Raw genomic sequence first — 17,856 nt, forward strand, 5'->3', positions numbered from 1 at the left:
TTTTAAAACCGAAAATACATATTTCAAAATTAAAATATGATAAGCTAGCATTAATATAATTTAACAAAACAAGTGGACAGAGGAGGATATATGATGTATAGAGCAGTCGTATTCGATTTTGATGGCACGATTATTGATACAGAAAGACATCTATTTGAAATCATTAATAAACACTTAAAAAAACATAATTTAACTGAAATAACATTGGGTTTTTATCGTCAATCTATTGGGGGAGCCGCAACGGATTTACATCATTATTTAGAAGGTCAATTAGGCAAAGAAAATAAGCATGAAATTTATGTTGAACACAATAACACGAGCGTTGATTTGCCAATCATTGATGCAATGAAACAGTTAATGGATTATTGCAAAAAATGTCATATACCAATGGCGATTGCGACGAGTAGCTATAGAGCTGATATCAAACCAGCATTTGAAAGTCTAGGATTAAGCAATTATATCGATATCGTTGTAGGTCGAGAAGATGTTGAAGCGGTTAAACCAAGCCCTGAACCATACCTCACTGCTGTTCAAAAACTTAATTACAATCCAGGAAATTGTTTAGCGATTGAAGACTCAGTTAATGGTGCAACTGCTGCAGTTGTAGCTGGTTTAGATGTTATCGTCAATACAAATACAATGACAGAAAAACAAGATTTTAGTGAAGTGGCATTTACTGGAAAAGATTTAACCGGTGAAGAAATCATTACGACATACTTTGAGAAAAATAGAGATTAATTAAATGAGTGGATATTTAATTTTATTTTTCTTGGGTGGACCGATTGTATTGGCGATAAGTAATTTACTATTAGGCCCAATTTTCAATAAAAAAATACCATTTAAAATACACTTTAGATCATTTATGGTAGGCACAGTGGTTTATTTGTTAGGGGCTAGTTTAATATATTATTTTGTACTTCAAGATAAATTGTAAATTTGTACCTGATATTAAATTTAAAAAAGGGGCTTCCATACGGAGGCCCCTTTTAGCACGCAAACAAAGCACTGTTGCGAAGTCAACTGTATTATATATGTGAGCTTATATTTAATATAAGCATTGTTAATTATAAAAGTTGGAAAATCAATGTTGCTACAACGAGGACGAGTAGTATTGAATCTATACCTACCATGATTGCAAAACGCGTATTTTTTTCACCAGTTTCTTTAGAAGCTTTTACTGCTTTTAAATTAGGAATCAAACTTACAATCAGTAAAATGATTACAATAACGCCTATAATCATACTCATGATCTGTCACCACCATTTTTATTTTTTTCTATATATTCCCAAACATAACCAGCGATGATACCAAGAATTAAACCGACAATAATACCAACTTTTATAGTAGATATTAAAGCACATATGATAATAGCTATTAACAATGCGATTGGAATCGTGATACCAAATTTATATTTTCGCTCTGGTGAATCAACAATAGAAAATAAGACATAATATAATATAGCAAATACTACAATTACAAGTAGACTTTTTAAAATTAATTGTCCAATTGAACTATCTGAACCAGAAACATAATTTAATAAGAAAAATAACACCCCAAAGATAAGAGAAACTGTAATTGTTTTTTTTAGTAAAATTTTATTCATGTTGAACTCCTTTGTAATAAAATCTAATGAAAATTATACCATAGAAAGTTTGAAATATAGAATGTCGCAAAATTAATGTAACCTTTCACCATTATATTGATGATGATCATTTAAATAGGCGTAAAACAATCCGATAATCAACCCCCCGCCAATATAGTTTCCAAAAGCAGCACCAAGTAAATTAATTAACGTAGGGATTACTGACATTAAATCACTTTGATAAACGAGTCCACCAGCAAATAATACAGAATTATAAACGACATGTTCATAACCCATAAAGGCGAATATGGATACGCCAAACATCATGACAAACATTTTAGCTAGAATGTCATCAATTTGCATGGCGATAACTAATGAAATATTGATAAAAAAATTAGCGAATATACCTTTGATTAAAATTGCTAAAAATCCTGCAGCATATAGCTTATGTTCAATTGCAACTTCAAGTTGAATGAACATCTCTGGAGACATAATATCTGAAAGTCGCGTGAGTGTGAAATATATTAAGCCTCCAGCCATATTCCCAATGAAGCATAAGGTGAAAATTTTTAAGACACGCATAGGACTAATAACACGATAATACAATCCAACAGTGAAATACATAAAATTACTTGTTAATAATTCTGAATTGGTGAATAGTATTAGTACTAGTGCGAAACTAAAGGCGATGGATGAAACTAAATTTGTCACACCAGAGGCCATATCGCCTCCGAGGCTAGCTTTAATTAACAACATGAATACAGTAATGATACCTAAGATAAACCCAGCCATCGTGGCACGTAATAGATAACGCTTTAAGTAAAAACTTTGAAGTACGTCCTTGGTTCTAATCGTTTCAACTACATGCTTAATCCACGCCTTACCATAGAAGACTTTATCACATTTAATATTTTTATCATTCAATTACTTATCCTCACTTTCGATAGGTTAGGACAAGTATACTATGCTAATCAATGTTTGTGAATAAATTCACAATATCTACATAATAAATTTCATGATAATAGTTGAAAAATAAAAAATTGAAATTTGTAAAATTACTTTGCAATTTTTGACGAAATAAAATACAATTAATAACGGAAATGTAAGCCCTTACATAAATCGAAAATAATTATTCCAATTTTTAGAATTTATAGTATAATGGCGACATAATAAGTGTTTCATCTGTACTTACAATCGAAAGAGATGGGGTTTGAATTATGAACGAGAACAAAGAATTACATAGGGGGCTAGGTGCACGTCAAATGCGTATGATTGCACTTGGCGGGACAATTGGAGTAGGACTATTTATGGGCGCAACAAGCACTATAAAGTGGACAGGTCCTTCTGTTATATTTGCATATTTAATAGCAGGTATCTTTTTATTTCTAGTAATGAGAGCTATGGGGGAGATGGTTTATTTATATCCTACCACAGGTTCTTATGCTAACTTTGCAAGTGATTACATACATCCAGTGGCAGGCTATTTAACTGCTTGGAGTAATATATTCCAGTGGATTGTCGTCGGTATGAGTGAAGTGATAGCCGTCGGAGAATATATGAATTATTGGTTTCCGGATTTACCACAGTGGATTCCAGGTGTACTGGTAGTAATATTATTAGCCAGTGCTAATCTAGTGTCAGTTAAAGCTTTTGGTGAATTTGAATTCTGGTTTGCAATGATTAAAGTAGTGACAATTATCTTAATGATTATTGCAGGATTTGGATTAATCTTCTTCGGATTAGGTAATGGAGGAGAAGCACTTGGTTTATCTAATTTATGGGCACATGGTGGATTCATGCCTAACGGTTGGATTGGATTCTTCTTTGCACTGTCTATTGTTATAGGCTCTTACCAAGGTGTAGAATTAATCGGTATTACAGCCGGAGAGACAAAAGACCCTCAGAAAAATATTAAAAGTGCCGTTAATGGCGTCATTTGGCGTATATTGATTTTCTATATTGGTGCGATCTTTGTAATTGTAACAGTTTACCCTTGGGATCAATTAGGTAACATTGGTAGTCCATTTGTTGGAACATTTGCAAAAGTTGGTATTACGTTTGCAGCTGGCTTTATTAACTTTGTAGTATTAACTGCTGCTATGTCTGGATGTAACTCTGGAATATTCAGTGCGAGTCGTATGACATTTACATTATCTCAAAGAGGACAAATGCCTAAATTCTTTTCAAAAGTTATGAAAAATGGTGTTCCTGTGTGGACAGTAACAGCAATTTCTATTGGTATTTTAATTGGAGCATTACTAAATGTTATCTTACCTTTATTTATTGAAGGTGCTGAGAGCGTCTTTGTTTATGTATATAGTGCATCTATTTTACCAGGTATGGTACCGTGGTTTATGATTTTAATTAGTCATTTGAAATTTAGGAAACGTTCTCCTGAATTAGTAAAAGATCATCCCTTTAAAATGCCAGGCGGAGCATTTACAAACTACATTACAATGGCATTCTTTATTACAGTATTAATTGGAATGTTATTCAATAAAGAGACAGTTGTTTCTGTAGTAATTGGTATTGTATTTTTATCGTTTATGGCGATTTTCTATTTCTTAAAAGGCTATCATAAGTTAGATAAAAATAAACAAATTTAATATAGGTTGGCTACTTTATGACTGAAATTACAAAGTTATAAAATAGCTAACCTTTTTATTATAAAAATGTCTATCAAAACCATAGGTATATAAGCATTTACACAACTAGTGTTTTACAGAAAATTTACATTATTAAAATATTGAGACAAAATTAGAGTATTACACTTAACATGTAAGCACAATAATACATATCAAAGGAGTTATTAATTTATGAAACTATTAAATAAGTTAGCAACTGTAACTGTAGCTAGTGCAATTGTTGTTGGATCTGCATTAGGAAATGTACAATCAACATATGCTTCTGGTGATGGAAAAGCATCAAATGATACACCTGATGTGTCGTATATGGGAAATACTGAAAATCCTAAAAATGTAATATTTTTAGTAGGAGATGGCATGGGACCATCTTATAATTCAGCGTATCGTTATTTTGCAGATAATCCTGAAACAAAAGAAATGGAAAAAACTGCGTTCGATCAACATCTTGTCGGCAATCAACGTACAAATCCAGCTGACCCGAAAGAGAATGTAACTGACTCAGCAGCATCAGCTACTGCGTTTAGTTCTGGTCATAAAACATATAATGGGGCAATTGGTGTAGATGAAAATAAAGAAAATGTTAAAACAGTATTAGAACAAGCAAAAGAAAATGGTAAATCAACAGGCTTAGTTTCCACTGCTGAGATTACAGATGCAACACCTGCAGCCTATGCATCACACGTAGACTCACGCGATAAAAAAGATGAAATTGCACAACAATTTTATAATGATAAAATTAACGGCGAACATAAAGTAGATGTCTTACTTGGCGGTGGTGCAAAATATTTCGGTGAAGAAAATGGCAACTTAGCAGATAAATTTAAAAAAGATGGCTATGACGTTGTAGATAATAAAACAGATTTACAAAAATCAACAAGTAAACAAGTATTAGGTTTGTTCGCTGATGGAAATATGCCATTACAAATAGACGCCCCTGATAAAAATCCTAAATTATTAGATATGACAGAAACTGCAGTTAATAAATTACAGCAAAATGATAAAGGGTTCTTCTTAATGGTGGAAGGTGCTTCGATTGATAAAGCAGGTCACCCAAATGATGTTACTGGTGTAATGTCAGAAATGGAAGGTTTTGAAAAATCATTTGATTATGCTATGAACTATGCTAAAGAACATAAAGATACACTTGTAGTGGCAACTGCAGATCACTCAACAGGTGGTTTATCAATTGCCAAAGGTGAAGATTACCTTTGGAACCCTCAAGTAATCCACGATATGAAACATTCAGGAACATACATGACTGAACAAATTGCCAAAGGCGAAGATGCTGAAAAAGTAATTAATGAAGGTTATGGATTTGATGTAGAGGCATCTCAAATTGATAAAATTAAAGATGAAGCTGAGAAGTTGAAAAAATTAAATGAAGATGATGATGCATATGAAGGGCAATTACAAGAATTACAAAACGCAATTCAAAAACCAATCAATGATAAATCGAATACAGGTTGGACTACAACAGGACACACAGGTGAAGACGTGAACACATATGCTTATGGCCCTGGTAGTGATAAATTCCAAGGAAATATAGATAATACAGATAATGCTAAAAACATTTTTGAATTCTTAAAAAGTGAAGCTAAATAAATAAAATATCAATACTTAGGATAACTTAAAATAAGGCACTAAAAATTACTATACGATTTACTAGTCTCTTATTTTAATTCACAAAAAAGCACCTATCAAGACAGCGTATTTTGCTGACGATAGGTGCTTTTTTATAGTTCAACTTAACATATAGATTAATGTTTGAATTGAATTTTAGATAAATGCTTACGATAATTATCTAAAGCCATTTTAGACTGTGTAATAGAGTCTAATGCACTTTGATAATTCAATGCGATATAGCGATAGTAAAGTATATCTACTGTAAAAAGTTGAGCAAATAATGATGTTGTTGCAGCCATACGTAGTTCGTTTTCATCCGTTTGACCATATATTAAAGTATGGTCTGAAACTTTTGCAACAGGATTATCATTAGAACTAGAAATTGTAATAATTGGAATGTTATAGTCTGTTGCGACTTTAGCCATGGATTGCATTTCACTATGATTACCTTGATTTGTTACAAAGATAATACAGTCATTTTCATCGTGTGTTGCTAATGTTGACATAAATAAATGTGTTTCTTGTAACAAACGGACATTGAGTCCAATGCGTGATAATTTTTGAAATAAATCAGTAACGATTACGAGTGAAGCACCATAACCAAATAGGAATATTGTATTTGAACGCTTCATTGTTTCACAAATACTGTCAATACTATATTCATCTATGTACGTTGATACATAGTTCATCGTGTCTGTTGCACGAGATAGCATTTTTGTTTTTAGCGTATCGACTGACTCATTATCCGCCAATTCAAGGTGATTATTATGGATTGCATCATCAGGTAAATAACGAGAAATGGCAATTTTTAATTCTTGGAAACCTTTATCTGTAATTTTTTTACTAAATCTAACGATGGATGCTGTGCTAGTATGGATCTCGTTAGATAAATCTTGTACTGACATATTGATGATTTTATGTGGTGAATTCAAAATAAAATCTGCAATCTTTTTCTCACTTTTAGTTAACTGAGCATAATTGCTGTCAATTTTGTAAAGTACGTTGGTCATAATTAATCACCTAAGCTATCAGATTCTCTCATAGTCTTCGTCGTACCTAAGAAATAGGTGAAGACGAAACCACCTGCGTACGCAGCGAGTAGTCCTGCAATATATCCTAAATACATATGATCTGAAATCAAAGGTAACAATGAGATTCCACTAGGTCCAATTGCAGTTGCCCCAATGTGACCAATACCTCCAACAACAGCGCCACCAATACCTCCACCAATACATGCAGTGAAGAATGGTTTGCCTAACGGTAAAGTGACACCATAAATTAAAGGTTCTCCGATGCCTAAAAATCCTACAGGTAGTGCACCTTTGAGTGTATTTCTTAATGTTGTATTTTTCCTACATCTTACCCATAAAGCTAAAGCAGCACCAACTTGACCAGCGCCTGCCATTGCAGCAATAGGAAGTAAATAAGTTGCACCCGTTTGATTAATCATTTCAATATGAATAGGCGTAAATATATGATGTAATCCTAACATAACTAGCGGTAGGAAAAAAGCACCGATGATAAAGCCACTAAAAACGCCACCGATACTGATTGTAGCATTGATGACAGATACTAAACCGTCAGAAACAAAGCCAGCTAATGGCATAAAGATAAATATAGTTAATAAACCGATGATAAATAACGTAATAGTTGGTGTGACAATAATATCTACTGCATTAGGGACAATTTTATGTAATCGTTTTTCAACGATACTAAGAAGCCATACTGCAAAAATAACGCCAATAATACCACCTTGACCAGGTTGCAGTGGTTCGCCTGTAAATATATTAGTAATCGCATTTTCATCAGTTAATCCTGTGAGTAATGTGGTACCACCAATAACACCACCTAACCCCGGCGTTGCGCCGAATTCTTTGGCTGCATTAATACCTGTGAAGATAGCTAGATAAGCTAACATACCATCTTTAATTACATTGAACACTGTGACAAGTTGTGTAACCCAGTCACCTGAAATTTGGCCAGCAGCTAAAAGGTTACTTAATACTGCAGCAATACCACCAATTAATCCGGCACCAATAAAGGCTGGGATTAACGGAATAAAGATATTGGCAATTGTTTTTAATAATTTATTAAAGGCGCCACGCTTTTGTTTGCTTTGAATTGCTGTTTTATTTTCTTGTGCTTTTGCTTCAGCATCAGCTTTATAATTCGTTGAGTTATGAGGGATTGTTTCCCCTAGACGTACACCGCTTAATTGAGATATATGATCCGCTACTTTATTAACAGTACCTGGACCAACTACCACTTGCACGCGTTCGTCTTTTACGACGCCCATAACACCTTGAGTTGCTTTTAATTTATCATAATCTACTTTGTTTTCATCGATTACTTTAATTCTGACACGGGTCATACAATTAATAACATTATCCATATTATCAAGGCCACCAACAGCGTCTATAATATGTTCAGCGAGTTTTTGTTCTTTAGTCATCCTATATACCTCCTTATTGCATCATAGTTATATGGTTCATGTGGCAACGTGACATTGCTATTTAAATCAGAATAAATTAATTTTTTATTGCTTGTTTAATAATATTGTCATTTTGACGTAATTTTGTTTCTGCTTCAGCTTTTGAAATATCACATAGGTACATAACGACTGCTTGTTTAAGGTTTTGGTCTGCGTCATTATAAAGCTTTTGAGCTTGTTCATATGGAATATCACAAATATCTTGAATAATACGCACTGAACGGTCAACTAATTTATGGTTTGTGGCTTTTACATCTACCATAAGATTGCCATAAACTTTTCCCACACCAACCATTGTGATTGTGGAAATCATATTAAGGATTAGTTTCTGTGCTGTTCCTGATTTTAATCTCGTAGATCCAGTTAATACTTCGGGACCGACATTAACTTCTACAGGAAATTCTGCTAGTTTGCTAATTTCTGTATCGACATTGCAAGAAATGGCAACTGTATGGGCACCTAACTCTGTAGCGTATTTTAAACCGCCTTTGACGTAGGGCGTAGTTCCACTGGCCGCAATGCCAATAACTACATCGTTGTCTGTTAAATCAATGTGTTTTAAATCATCATGTGCTAGTGATTCACTATCTTCAGCACCTTCGACTGCGACTGTCATGGCAGGTTGTCCACCGGCTATTAATCCGATGAATTCATCAGGTGTTGTATTAAATGTAGGCACACATTCTGCTGCATCGAGTACGCCGAGTCTTCCACTCGTGCCTGCGCCCATATAGATAATGCGGCCACCTTTTTTAAATTGCTTCGTTGTAACTTCAATGACTTTAGCTAAGTCAGGCAATATTTGTTTTATCTGTTGAGGTACTTTTTGATCTTCTTCATTCATAGTCTCTAAAGCTTGTTGAATAGACATTTCGTCTAAGTGCATGGTAGCTTCATTTCTTGATTCAGTTATTAAATTACTCATTTTTACAGCTCCTTATTCTTGTACGTAAATTCAAATGTGTCATTAGGGCGCATGCATTGAATTAATGGTAAATCGGTCTTTTTAACTTCACCTACAACATTGATGTGATTATGCGGTGGTAAATCATTTTTAATAATTTGTAATTCACCTTGATAACGTCCGTTTAGTTTATTATCCACGGTTATGGCACCGAAATTTCGACCATTTGTTGAAAATGGTTGAATCTCTGTATCACAATAAAGACGAGCTTCTTGTGATCTAATAACGTGAGCTGGATTATCAGCACGTACCGTATGAGGTTTAAATAATATTGATGATACTTGGTCATCTAAAAGCATAATATTTAGGTTGAAATGTCTGTGGTGTAAAAAAGTAATGAGTTGTTGTGCAGCATGTGAATCAATGAGTGGATCTCCAATCATTACATGTTCTACTAAGTGATCTTTAAGTAACTGTGCACTTTGAATAGGGTGCTGATATCTTGTGGATTCAATTGTTGGCAAACCTTTATATAGAGGGCCACGCAATGTTGAACCAGTGATGAAACCAAATATATCTGCTTGTGCGTTATATTTTAAAATCAAATTGTTTTGTGACGCTACGAATTGCGGCTCCAAACCGGTATCAGGTCTTGGATAATAATTATGGCAATAACAAAGATAAGTAAAATCTTTAAGCTCATGGTAAAGCTGTTGCAATAATTGCTCTGAGATGATGCTAGCATTGATACAACATTTGAATCCGTTACTGATAATATCGTTGACGACATTTAAAGAAGTACTATGATCGATACGAATCATAAATTCTGCTGTCTCATATTGATGTAAGAATTGATAGAAATTGTGATCCAGCAACAAAGGATTGATATCAATCATATATGTAAGCTGATCATTAGATAAATAATCTAAAAGTTCTCCCAAATAGCGATATTTAGTACTTTCGTTTTCTTCAGGAATTTGTACAGACGTAAAAATGGTGCTGTAGCCTGAAGCAATCATCCGTTTGATATATGGTTTGTCGATGGGCTGTCCAAGATATATAGAAAATCCATGCATTGCTATCACTCCTTATATTGCTGTAATCGTTTTCATTGTACAACACATGAAAAACTATTACAATTTTAATTTATAAAAATTGTAATAGTGTAATATTGTTACAAAAGAGGGGTTAATAATTGGTGGATACGAAATAAACGTTACTGAATATCACTTATATATTTCGTTGTATTACCTATAGTTAGTTCATCTATAGGCTGTTCAATTTGTTCAGAAAGAAATTGAAAGTAATTGTAGTGAATAAGAGAAGTATGATGCTTTGAGACGCTTTTTAGAGCGGCGTATTCTTTATCGATATAATCATGAATATTTTGTTTGTAGTCGTTTTTCTTTTTATGATTGGTGACGATTGCAAATTTATATATTTCTAGTAAGTTCAATAATTTACTGATGTGTTGTTCTAAATGATGGAATTCTAAGTTATACATAAAGACTTCCTTTCATAAATGTGATGAGGCTGTTTAATTTAAATTGAAAATATTTCATTGTGCTTAGGGTGAATTTAAATAATCAACATACAATATTGAATAGAATAGGAAGGTAATTATAAACTTGTGAAAAGAAGAGAGGAATTTTGAGAAACGACTTTAGGAATTAATAAACTATTTGCTTATCGAAAAAATATAAGTAATTAAAAATCCAACTGAGACAATTAGGACTCAGTTGGATTTAAAAATTGTTGATAATTATTTATAGTAATGTCTTGAGTCTTGATTGTCTTTTCAAATGAATATGAGATATCGTGTATATCAATAATAGGAATCTCATTTGTTTTACCCAAACCAATTTCAAAGACGACTGCTTTCCACAAACCTTTTTCACATAATAATCCAATAAAAATAACATTTTCAGTGCCTATACTTGTACCGTTATTGTATTCCATTGCCATAACATTTCTTTCAGTACAATAAATGAGGACTTCAGAAAATATAGGTGGTAAATTTGTATGTTGTCGGTGATCAAATTTAATATAACGGTCTAGCTTTTTCAAAGCGCGTCGCATTTTTGTATAAGGTAAATTCAAACATTTTTTAATAATTGCATTAACTTCTTCTTTATAAGGTAACGTAGTGTAAGACTGACTTTCATTAAGCACTAAGAACAAAGCGGATAGTTGATTCTCAGTCAGCTCAATCTCATAACTATTTGGTGTTTCTTGAAGTTGGTAGCCACCTAGTTTACCGTGCTTTGCTAAAATTTTCACACCTTGATCTTCTAAATCTTGAATATCTCTTAAAATCGTTCGTTTTGACACGTCTAAGTTTTTTGCTAACTCTGAAGCGGTAATTTGTCTATTCTCTTGAATAGCTAGAACAAGTTTATTTTGTCTCTCGCGTTTATTCATTAGAAAGTCACCTCCCAAATGATTACATATTACATTTATTATATCATAAAAGTGACAATGACGACATTTAGAAAAACTTTTTTTAAAAAAATAAAGAAAACGCTTACATTATTTAAAAACTTATGTTAATATGTAATTAGTAACAAGGGGGTAGCGAGTAGATGACAAAGGGGTAGGCTATTACATATAGTTTTGTTAACATCTAATTCGTTCACGTTACTAATCAAACATCTTCAATATTTATTACTTACTTTCCTTTCTATTTAACCGACTAGCTACGCTGGTCGGTTTTATTTTTATGTCATAGCAACAATATGTGTGCCAAAATGTTTTAGTGGTTATGATATATCATATATTTCATTAATATTTCTATGATAAAATATAATAAATTAAAGATAGTTCATACTTAATAAGGAACATAATAATTTATAAATTTAAAGAGGTGCCTATACATGGAAAAAGAACAATTAATTTATATCGATGATGCCGTGAGGTCTTGGCTTGAAACATTGGATAAAATCATCCCGAAGTTAATCGAGGATATGGTTACAAGTACGAAACAAAATAGGTTTGATTTAGTGACAAATGTTGATAAATCAATACAACATAACTTCGAACAATTTTTAAAGCAAAATTTTCCAGAACATCAGTTGTTCGCTGAAGAAAAGTCGAATGAAGAAGTGCATCCTAAAGAAGGACATGTATGGGTTATGGATCCCATTGATGGAACGACAAATTTAGTTAAACAACAAGAAGATTACTGTATTATTCTAGGCTATTTTATTGATGGTGAACCAATGCTGTCATATATTTATGATTACCCACATGGCCAACTGTACAAAGCAGCTAAAGGGTATGGTGCATATGTGAATGGTAAGCGACTAGAAAAACCCGAAAGTATTGATTTACAAGATGCGATTATTTCATTTAATACATTAGTTATGAATGATGAGACCATTCATGGACTAAATGATGCTTCATTTAGTCATCGTTTTATCGGTTCTTGTGGTTTAGATTCAATCCGTGTAATCAAAGGACAATTTGGAGCGCATGTTAACACAAATCCAAAACCTTGGGATATCGCAGCGCAATTCTTGTTTGCCAGTGAACTTGGACTTAAAATGACGACATTAGATAATATGGCACTAGACTTTTCTAAAGCAGGTCCATTTATTATTAGTAACAATGCTTGTCATGAAGAAGTATTAGATATACTAAATTCTGGAGATGGATACAAAATACAATAAGAAATAACTGTATTAAATATTTATTATATAAATGATAGGTCTAAAGCACTATGTCAAATCCAAGTTATTAATATATAATGTATTACTAAATGAGAGAAAATTGAATACAGAAACGGAGAATGATAAGAGTGAATCGTTCTAAAAAAAATAAAAAAATGGGCTTACCAACAAAATTAATATTGTGGTTCTTTGGTATATTAGTTTTATTAGCGTTACTAGCAGTTATTTATTTAGGGTTTAAAATATTTTCTGTTGGAGGATCAATTCATAATCCTTTAGACAGAGATAAATCTTCATTAAGAGATAAAGACGTCAATTTAGATGATGGTGATCCATTTACGGTTGCTTTGTTTGGTGTGGATTCTGATGCCAAAAGAGATGCTGAAGGTGGTGGTCAACGTAGTGATACAGTAATGGTATTATCGATTAATCCACAGAAAAAAACGACAGAAATTGTCAGCATTCCACGAGATACACAAGCGGAAATCGTAGGTAAAGGTACTACTGAAAAAATCAACCATGCATATGCTTATGGTGGACCTGATATGGCAGTGAAATCAGTAGAGAATTTATTAAATGTACCTATTGATCACTACGCAACAATAGATATGGACGGTATGCAAGATATGATAGATACTGTCGGTGGTATCAATGTAACGAGTAACGCGTCATTCTCATATGATGGTTATCAGTTTAGTGAAGGCGTTCAATCCCATATGGATGGAGAAGAAGCGATGGCATTTATTAGAAGTCGTAAAGAAGAAGGCGCTGGCGGAGACTTTGGTCGTCAAGAACGTCAACAACTTGTTATCCAAGGCTTAGCTAATAAACTTACAAGTATCAGTTCAGTTACACATTTTAATTCATTAATGAATCATGTTGAAGATAATGTGAAAACGGACCTTACAGTTGGAGAATTAAACAAAATAAGAAGTAATTATAATGATGCGAATGAACAGGTCAATAGACACCAGTTAGATGGACAGGGTGGCATACAAGATGATGGCTTGTACTATTTTATACCAAGTGAGAGTTCACTTAGTGAAATTGAAGCAAGCATTAAAGATAATTTAGGAATGTAATTTAAATGAACTATAGATTTTGGCGAATGCTAAAATCTATAGTTTTTTTATTATGCCAGTATTTATGAAATAACATAAAGATTATTAATCAAGAAGAATTATAAAATAACTTTTTATAAATATTAAGTTTTGAGCCATAAAGTACAACTAATATAATAAAATGTGAAATAAGGTGGAAATCCTTAACATTTAAATGAAATAGATATACAATATAGATAACATTATCTTAAAAAAGTGTGGGCTTTTTAGATGGAATGTTATTCAGCACCTAATAGATATATAACGCGGGCATCATAAATAATAATAGGGGTGAAGAGAATGCAAGAACATTTGATTGTCTCATTAGATGGCAAAGATTATCTTGTAGAACCAGGGACGAATTTACTTGAGTTCATCAAATCTCAAGATACATTTATTCCATCAATATGCTATAACGAATCGTTAGGTCCAATACAAACTTGTGACACGTGTACTGTTGAAATAGACGGTAAAATGGCACGTGCGTGTGGTACCACAATTGATAGACCGATGATTGTTAATACGCAAAATGATAACGTACAAACAAGCCAAAAAGAAGCTTTAGACAGAATCTTAGAAAATCATATGTTGTATTGCACAGTTTGTGATTATAACAATGGCGACTGTGAAATACATAATACAATGGACCAATGGGGTTTAGAGCATCAAACTTATGAATATAAAGAAAAGCCATACGAAAAAGATTACGGTCCTTTCTATCGTTACGATCCAAATCAATGTATTTTATGTGGTCGTTGTGTAGAAGTATGTCAAGACGTTCAAGTAAATGAAACACTTACAATTGATTGGGAACGCCAACAACCACGAGTGATTTGGGATAATGATACTTCAATCAACGATTCATCATGTGTAGGTTGTGGTCAATGTGCAACAGTCTGTCCATGTAATGCAATGATGGAAGTCAATATGGAAGGCAGTGCCGGCTATATGACGGATTTAGAGCCTGGATCATTAGCAGCTATGATTGATTTAACGAAAAAAGCGGAACCAGGTTATGGTCCGTTGTTTGCAGTTTCTGACTCAGAGGCAGCAATGCGTGAAGAGCGTATCGAAAAAACTAAGACAGTATGTACATACTGTGGTGTTGGTTGTTCTTTCGATGTATGGACAAAAGATAGAGAAGTTATAAAAGTTCAACCTCAACAAGAATCACCAGCTAATAAAATTGCAACGTGTGTTAAAGGTAAATTCGGTTGGGATTATATTGATTCAGAAGAACGTCTCACAAAACCATTAGTACGTAAAGATGGCCAATTTGAAGAAGTTGAATGGGATGAAGCACTAAAAGTTGTGTCTGATAACTTTAATAAAGTTAAAGCCTCTCATGGTTCAGATGGCTTAGCATTTATATCATCTTCAAAAGCAACAAATGAAGAGTCTTATCTTATGCAAAAGCTTGCAAGACAAGTCATTGGCACAAATAATGTAGATAATTGTTCACGTTATTGCCAAGCACCAGCAACAAAAGGGCTATTTAGAACGGTAGGTCATGGTGGTGACTCTGGTTCAATAGATGATCTTGAAATTGCAGATATGGTTGTCTTAATTGGTACAAACACAGCAGAAGCTCATCCAGTTATTGCTTCACGTATTAAACGTGGTCATAAGCTATATAACAATACTTTAAATGTGTTTGATATACGTAAACATGAAATGGCTGAACGCGCAGATAATTTCTATCAGCCTAAACCTGGTACTGATTTAGTTTGGTTGTCAGCAGTGACTAAATACATTATCGATAACGATCTTCATGATAAAGTATTTATCGACGAATGGGTGAACAGCTTTGAAGCGTATCATAAATCATTAGCGCCATTTACAATGGATTTTGCGGAAGAAACAACGGGCATCTCTAAAGAAGCTTTAATAGACTTTGCACATCAACTTGTAGATGCTGAATCAGTATCAATCGCATGGGCAATGGGTGTGACACAACAAGACATTGGTAGTGACACTTCAACAGCGATATCTAATTTATTATTAGCAACAGGTAACTATAGAAGACCAGGCACAGGCGCTTATCCTTTACGTGGTCATAATAACGTACAAGGTTGTAGTGATATGGGGAGTATGCCTGACAAATTCCCAGGATATCAAAGTGTTACTGACGATGAAATAAGAGCAAAATTCGAACGCGAATATGGTCAAACATTACCTAGAAAAGTAGGTAAAGATAACCATCAAATGATGGAAGGCATACATGAGGGAGAAATTGATGCACTTTATTTATATGGTGAAGATACAGGTATCGTTGACTCTAACATCAACTATGTACAAGCTGCATTGGAAAAAGTTGGCTTCTTAGTAGTACAAGATGAGTTCTTTACATTTACTGCTTCATACGCAGATGTAGTGTTACCAGCAAGTCCATCATTAGAAAAAACAGGCACATTTACAAATACTGAGCGTCGTATCCAACGTTTATACCAAGCTTTAGAACCTAAAGGTGACTCTAAACCAGACTGGGAGATTATCCAAGTTGTAGCCAAAACGTTAGGTTATGATTGGAACTATACACATCCAAGTCAAATCATGGATGAAATCGCAAGATTAACGCCATCATATTCAGGTGTGAACTATGATCGTTTAGAAGGATATAACAGTTTACAATGGCCAGTTGCAGAAGATGGTACAGATCAACCGACACTGTTCTTAGAAGGCTTTAATTTTGATGATGGAAAAGCGAAGTTCTATCCATTAACATTTGATAATTTCTTTAAAGTAAATGAAGAATATGATTTACATGTAAATAACGGTCGTATATTAGAGCATTTCCATGAAGGCAATATGACTTATAAAGTACCAGGACTTCAATACAAAATGCCAAATGCATTTGTTGAAGTATCTCCTGAACTAGCTGAGGATAGAGGTATTCATGAGGGGGCAGAAATTAAATTAATTTCTGAAACTGGTGAATTAGAACTTGTGGCACATGTGACGGATAGAGTTAAAGGTAAAGAAATCTATATCCCATTAAATAATAATGCTATGGAAAATGGTGACCATGGAGCGATTAACTTACTAACAAATAGTGATGTAGACAAAGATACAGATACTCCATCTTATAAACGTACAAGCTGTCGCATGGAAGTGAAGACAAGAAGAGGTAAATCACCACTTAATCCTACGAACTTCCGTGTAAATAAACAACGTCAACCACAATACAGCGTTCGAGTTGAAGACAAATGGAAACGTAAAGATTATACTTTCCCAGGAAGTCAGGTGGATAAATAATGGCTGAAAGAATAACGAATATTAAACGCATGCAAAAAACTGAAGCAGAGATTAAAGAGGAAAATTTAGCTGAAGTGACAGATGCAATTGTTGCAAATAAAGATAGCATTTTAAAAGCAATCAACATCATTAGCACTTTAGATGATGCAAAATTGCTAGATGCTATGTCTGGTGCAATTAAAAGTAGAGGCGTTATAGCCAATAAGTTCTCTGTTGAATTAAATAAAGAACAATATTCAGGTTTGATTTCAAATATGGCTTCACTTGTATTTTTATTAGGTGACTTAGATGTAAATGACTTATCTGAGATGTTAAATAAAGTAAACAAAGGCTTACGTGTTGCAAATCAGGCCAATCCGAATCAAAAAACATCGATTACTGGCTTGATGGGTATGTTGAAAGATGATGAAATGAATCGTAGTCTGACATATATGATGAATATGCTTAGAGGTATGTCAAGATAAGTATTCCCTAATAAATAGTTAAAATAAAAGTTAGAGGCTGGGACATAGCACATGTCTCAGTCTCATTTTTTATGTTGACAGTAGTTGACTGAATTGAAAATGCACTTATATCAAGCTTTTAAAG

At 33.5% G+C, this 17,856-nt stretch carries 17 protein-coding genes; 8 read left to right on the forward strand and 9 right to left on the reverse strand.

The genetic code is table 11. The features are described 5' to 3' along the window. The first annotated feature begins 93 nt into the window (after positions 1-93). Both NSR03_RS01345 and NSR03_RS01350 read left to right on the forward strand, forming a co-directional pair. The gene (locus NSR03_RS01345; RefSeq protein WP_021338450.1) at positions 94-738 is read left to right on the forward strand and encodes an HAD family hydrolase; all 645 of its coding nucleotides are present in this window, start codon (positions 94-96) and stop codon (positions 736-738) included. A 4-nt stretch (positions 739-742) separates the two neighbouring features. Continuing rightward, on the forward strand, positions 743-934 hold the full coding sequence (locus NSR03_RS01350) for a hypothetical protein (RefSeq protein ID WP_002506888.1): 192 nt from the start codon (positions 743-745) through the stop codon (positions 932-934). A gap of 130 nt (positions 935-1,064) precedes the next feature. Here the strand turns inward: NSR03_RS01350 and NSR03_RS01355 are convergent, their stop codons facing one another. The 3 genes from NSR03_RS01355 to NSR03_RS01365 all read right to left on the reverse strand — a co-directional run bounded on the left by NSR03_RS01355 (position 1,065) and on the right by NSR03_RS01365 (position 2,506). Next, entirely contained in the window at positions 1,065-1,247 is a 183-nt protein-coding gene (locus NSR03_RS01355) for a hypothetical protein (RefSeq protein ID WP_002506889.1), read from the reverse strand. After that, on the reverse strand, positions 1,244-1,603 hold the full coding sequence (locus tag NSR03_RS01360; RefSeq protein WP_002506890.1) for a hypothetical protein: 360 nt from the start codon (positions 1,601-1,603) through the stop codon (positions 1,244-1,246). The genes NSR03_RS01355 and NSR03_RS01360 overlap by 4 nt, the downstream gene beginning before the upstream one ends. Before the next feature lie 72 nt (positions 1,604-1,675). Continuing rightward, positions 1,676-2,506, reverse strand: a complete 831-nt coding sequence (locus tag NSR03_RS01365) for a formate/nitrite transporter family protein (RefSeq protein ID WP_069813249.1) — start codon at positions 2,504-2,506, stop codon at positions 1,676-1,678. Between the two features lie 293 nt (positions 2,507-2,799). Between NSR03_RS01365 and NSR03_RS01370 the strand changes: the two genes are divergently transcribed. Beyond that, positions 2,800-4,188: an amino acid permease gene (locus NSR03_RS01370; RefSeq protein WP_069813247.1), complete on the forward strand. Its 1,389-nt coding sequence runs from the start codon at positions 2,800-2,802 to the stop codon at positions 4,186-4,188. 210 nt (positions 4,189-4,398) lie between these two features. Further along, positions 4,399-5,829: an alkaline phosphatase gene (locus tag NSR03_RS01375; RefSeq protein WP_069813245.1), complete on the forward strand. Its 1,431-nt coding sequence runs from the start codon at positions 4,399-4,401 to the stop codon at positions 5,827-5,829. A 155-nt stretch (positions 5,830-5,984) separates the two neighbouring features. Here NSR03_RS01375 and NSR03_RS01380 read toward each other — a convergent pair whose 3' ends face one another. The 6 genes from NSR03_RS01380 to NSR03_RS01405 form a co-directional block, all read right to left on the reverse strand. After that, positions 5,985-6,860 carry a MurR/RpiR family transcriptional regulator gene (locus NSR03_RS01380; protein WP_021338445.1) on the reverse strand — a complete coding sequence of 292 codons (876 nt, stop codon included), beginning with the start codon at positions 6,858-6,860 and terminating at the stop codon, positions 5,985-5,987. 2 nt (positions 6,861-6,862) lie between these two features. Further along, on the reverse strand, positions 6,863-8,302 hold the full coding sequence (locus tag NSR03_RS01385) for a PTS transporter subunit EIIC (protein WP_021338444.1): 1,440 nt from the start codon (positions 8,300-8,302) through the stop codon (positions 6,863-6,865). Between the two features lie 76 nt (positions 8,303-8,378). After that, entirely contained in the window at positions 8,379-9,266 is an 888-nt protein-coding gene (murQ, locus tag NSR03_RS01390; RefSeq protein WP_021338443.1) for an N-acetylmuramic acid 6-phosphate etherase, read from the reverse strand. A 2-nt stretch (positions 9,267-9,268) separates the two neighbouring features. Beyond that, entirely contained in the window at positions 9,269-10,321 is a 1,053-nt protein-coding gene (locus tag NSR03_RS01395) for a MupG family TIM beta-alpha barrel fold protein (RefSeq protein WP_021338442.1), read from the reverse strand. Positions 10,322-10,461: 140 nt separating this feature from the next. Continuing rightward, positions 10,462-10,749, reverse strand: coding sequence for a hypothetical protein (locus tag NSR03_RS01400; protein ID WP_069813243.1), 288 nt, complete (start codon positions 10,747-10,749; stop codon positions 10,462-10,464). Between the two features lie 224 nt (positions 10,750-10,973). Then, positions 10,974-11,666: a helix-turn-helix transcriptional regulator gene (locus NSR03_RS01405; RefSeq protein ID WP_021338440.1), complete on the reverse strand. Its 693-nt coding sequence runs from the start codon at positions 11,664-11,666 to the stop codon at positions 10,974-10,976. Between the two features lie 452 nt (positions 11,667-12,118). Between NSR03_RS01405 and NSR03_RS01410 the strand changes: the two genes are divergently transcribed. From NSR03_RS01410 to NSR03_RS01425, 4 genes are all read left to right on the forward strand, one after another. Then, positions 12,119-12,913 (forward strand): inositol monophosphatase family protein, encoded by a 795-nt coding sequence (locus NSR03_RS01410; protein WP_069801804.1) that lies wholly within the window; start codon positions 12,119-12,121, stop codon positions 12,911-12,913. Between the two features lie 128 nt (positions 12,914-13,041). Continuing rightward, the gene (locus NSR03_RS01415; protein WP_002506901.1) at positions 13,042-13,995 is read left to right on the forward strand and encodes an LCP family glycopolymer transferase; all 954 of its coding nucleotides are present in this window, start codon (positions 13,042-13,044) and stop codon (positions 13,993-13,995) included. Positions 13,996-14,313: 318 nt separating this feature from the next. Then, on the forward strand, positions 14,314-17,268 hold the full coding sequence (gene fdhF / locus NSR03_RS01420; RefSeq protein WP_069813241.1) for a formate dehydrogenase subunit alpha: 2,955 nt from the start codon (positions 14,314-14,316) through the stop codon (positions 17,266-17,268). Beyond that, positions 17,268-17,732 (forward strand): DUF1641 domain-containing protein, encoded by a 465-nt coding sequence (locus NSR03_RS01425; RefSeq protein WP_021338437.1) that lies wholly within the window; start codon positions 17,268-17,270, stop codon positions 17,730-17,732. Before fdhF ends, NSR03_RS01425 begins: the two co-directional genes overlap by 1 nt. Positions 17,733-17,856: the final 124 nt, after the last annotated feature.

This window comes from Staphylococcus sp. FSL W8-1207 (genome assembly GCF_038003745.1).
GTDB classification, from domain to species: Bacteria; Bacillota; Bacilli; order Staphylococcales; family Staphylococcaceae; genus Staphylococcus; species Staphylococcus equorum.

What these genes read in the sequence shown, in the direction of transcription:
- NSR03_RS01345 (WP_021338450.1), top strand. Translation starts at nt 94, where the DNA reads ATGTATAGAGCAGTCGTATTCGATTTTGATGGCACGATTATTGATACA.
- NSR03_RS01350 (WP_002506888.1), top strand. Translation starts at nt 743, where the DNA reads ATGAGTGGATATTTAATTTTATTTTTCTTGGGTGGACCGATTGTATTG.
- NSR03_RS01355 (WP_002506889.1), bottom strand. Translation starts at nt 1,247, where the DNA reads ATGAGTATGATTATAGGCGTTATTGTAATCATTTTACTGATTGTAAGT.
- NSR03_RS01360 (WP_002506890.1), bottom strand. Translation starts at nt 1,603, where the DNA reads ATGAATAAAATTTTACTAAAAAAAACAATTACAGTTTCTCTTATCTTT.
- NSR03_RS01370 (WP_069813247.1), top strand. Translation starts at nt 2,800, where the DNA reads ATGAACGAGAACAAAGAATTACATAGGGGGCTAGGTGCACGTCAAATG.
- NSR03_RS01375 (WP_069813245.1), top strand. Translation starts at nt 4,399, where the DNA reads ATGAAACTATTAAATAAGTTAGCAACTGTAACTGTAGCTAGTGCAATT.
- NSR03_RS01380 (WP_021338445.1), bottom strand. Translation starts at nt 6,860, where the DNA reads ATGACCAACGTACTTTACAAAATTGACAGCAATTATGCTCAGTTAACT.
- NSR03_RS01385 (WP_021338444.1), bottom strand. Translation starts at nt 8,302, where the DNA reads ATGACTAAAGAACAAAAACTCGCTGAACATATTATAGACGCTGTTGGT.
- murQ (WP_021338443.1), bottom strand. Translation starts at nt 9,266, where the DNA reads ATGAGTAATTTAATAACTGAATCAAGAAATGAAGCTACCATGCACTTA.
- NSR03_RS01395 (WP_021338442.1), bottom strand. Translation starts at nt 10,321, where the DNA reads ATGCATGGATTTTCTATATATCTTGGACAGCCCATCGACAAACCATAT.
- NSR03_RS01400 (WP_069813243.1), bottom strand. Translation starts at nt 10,749, where the DNA reads ATGTATAACTTAGAATTCCATCATTTAGAACAACACATCAGTAAATTA.
- NSR03_RS01405 (WP_021338440.1), bottom strand. Translation starts at nt 11,666, where the DNA reads ATGAATAAACGCGAGAGACAAAATAAACTTGTTCTAGCTATTCAAGAG.
- NSR03_RS01410 (WP_069801804.1), top strand. Translation starts at nt 12,119, where the DNA reads ATGGAAAAAGAACAATTAATTTATATCGATGATGCCGTGAGGTCTTGG.
- fdhF (WP_069813241.1), top strand. Translation starts at nt 14,314, where the DNA reads ATGCAAGAACATTTGATTGTCTCATTAGATGGCAAAGATTATCTTGTA.
- NSR03_RS01425 (WP_021338437.1), top strand. Translation starts at nt 17,268, where the DNA reads ATGGCTGAAAGAATAACGAATATTAAACGCATGCAAAAAACTGAAGCA.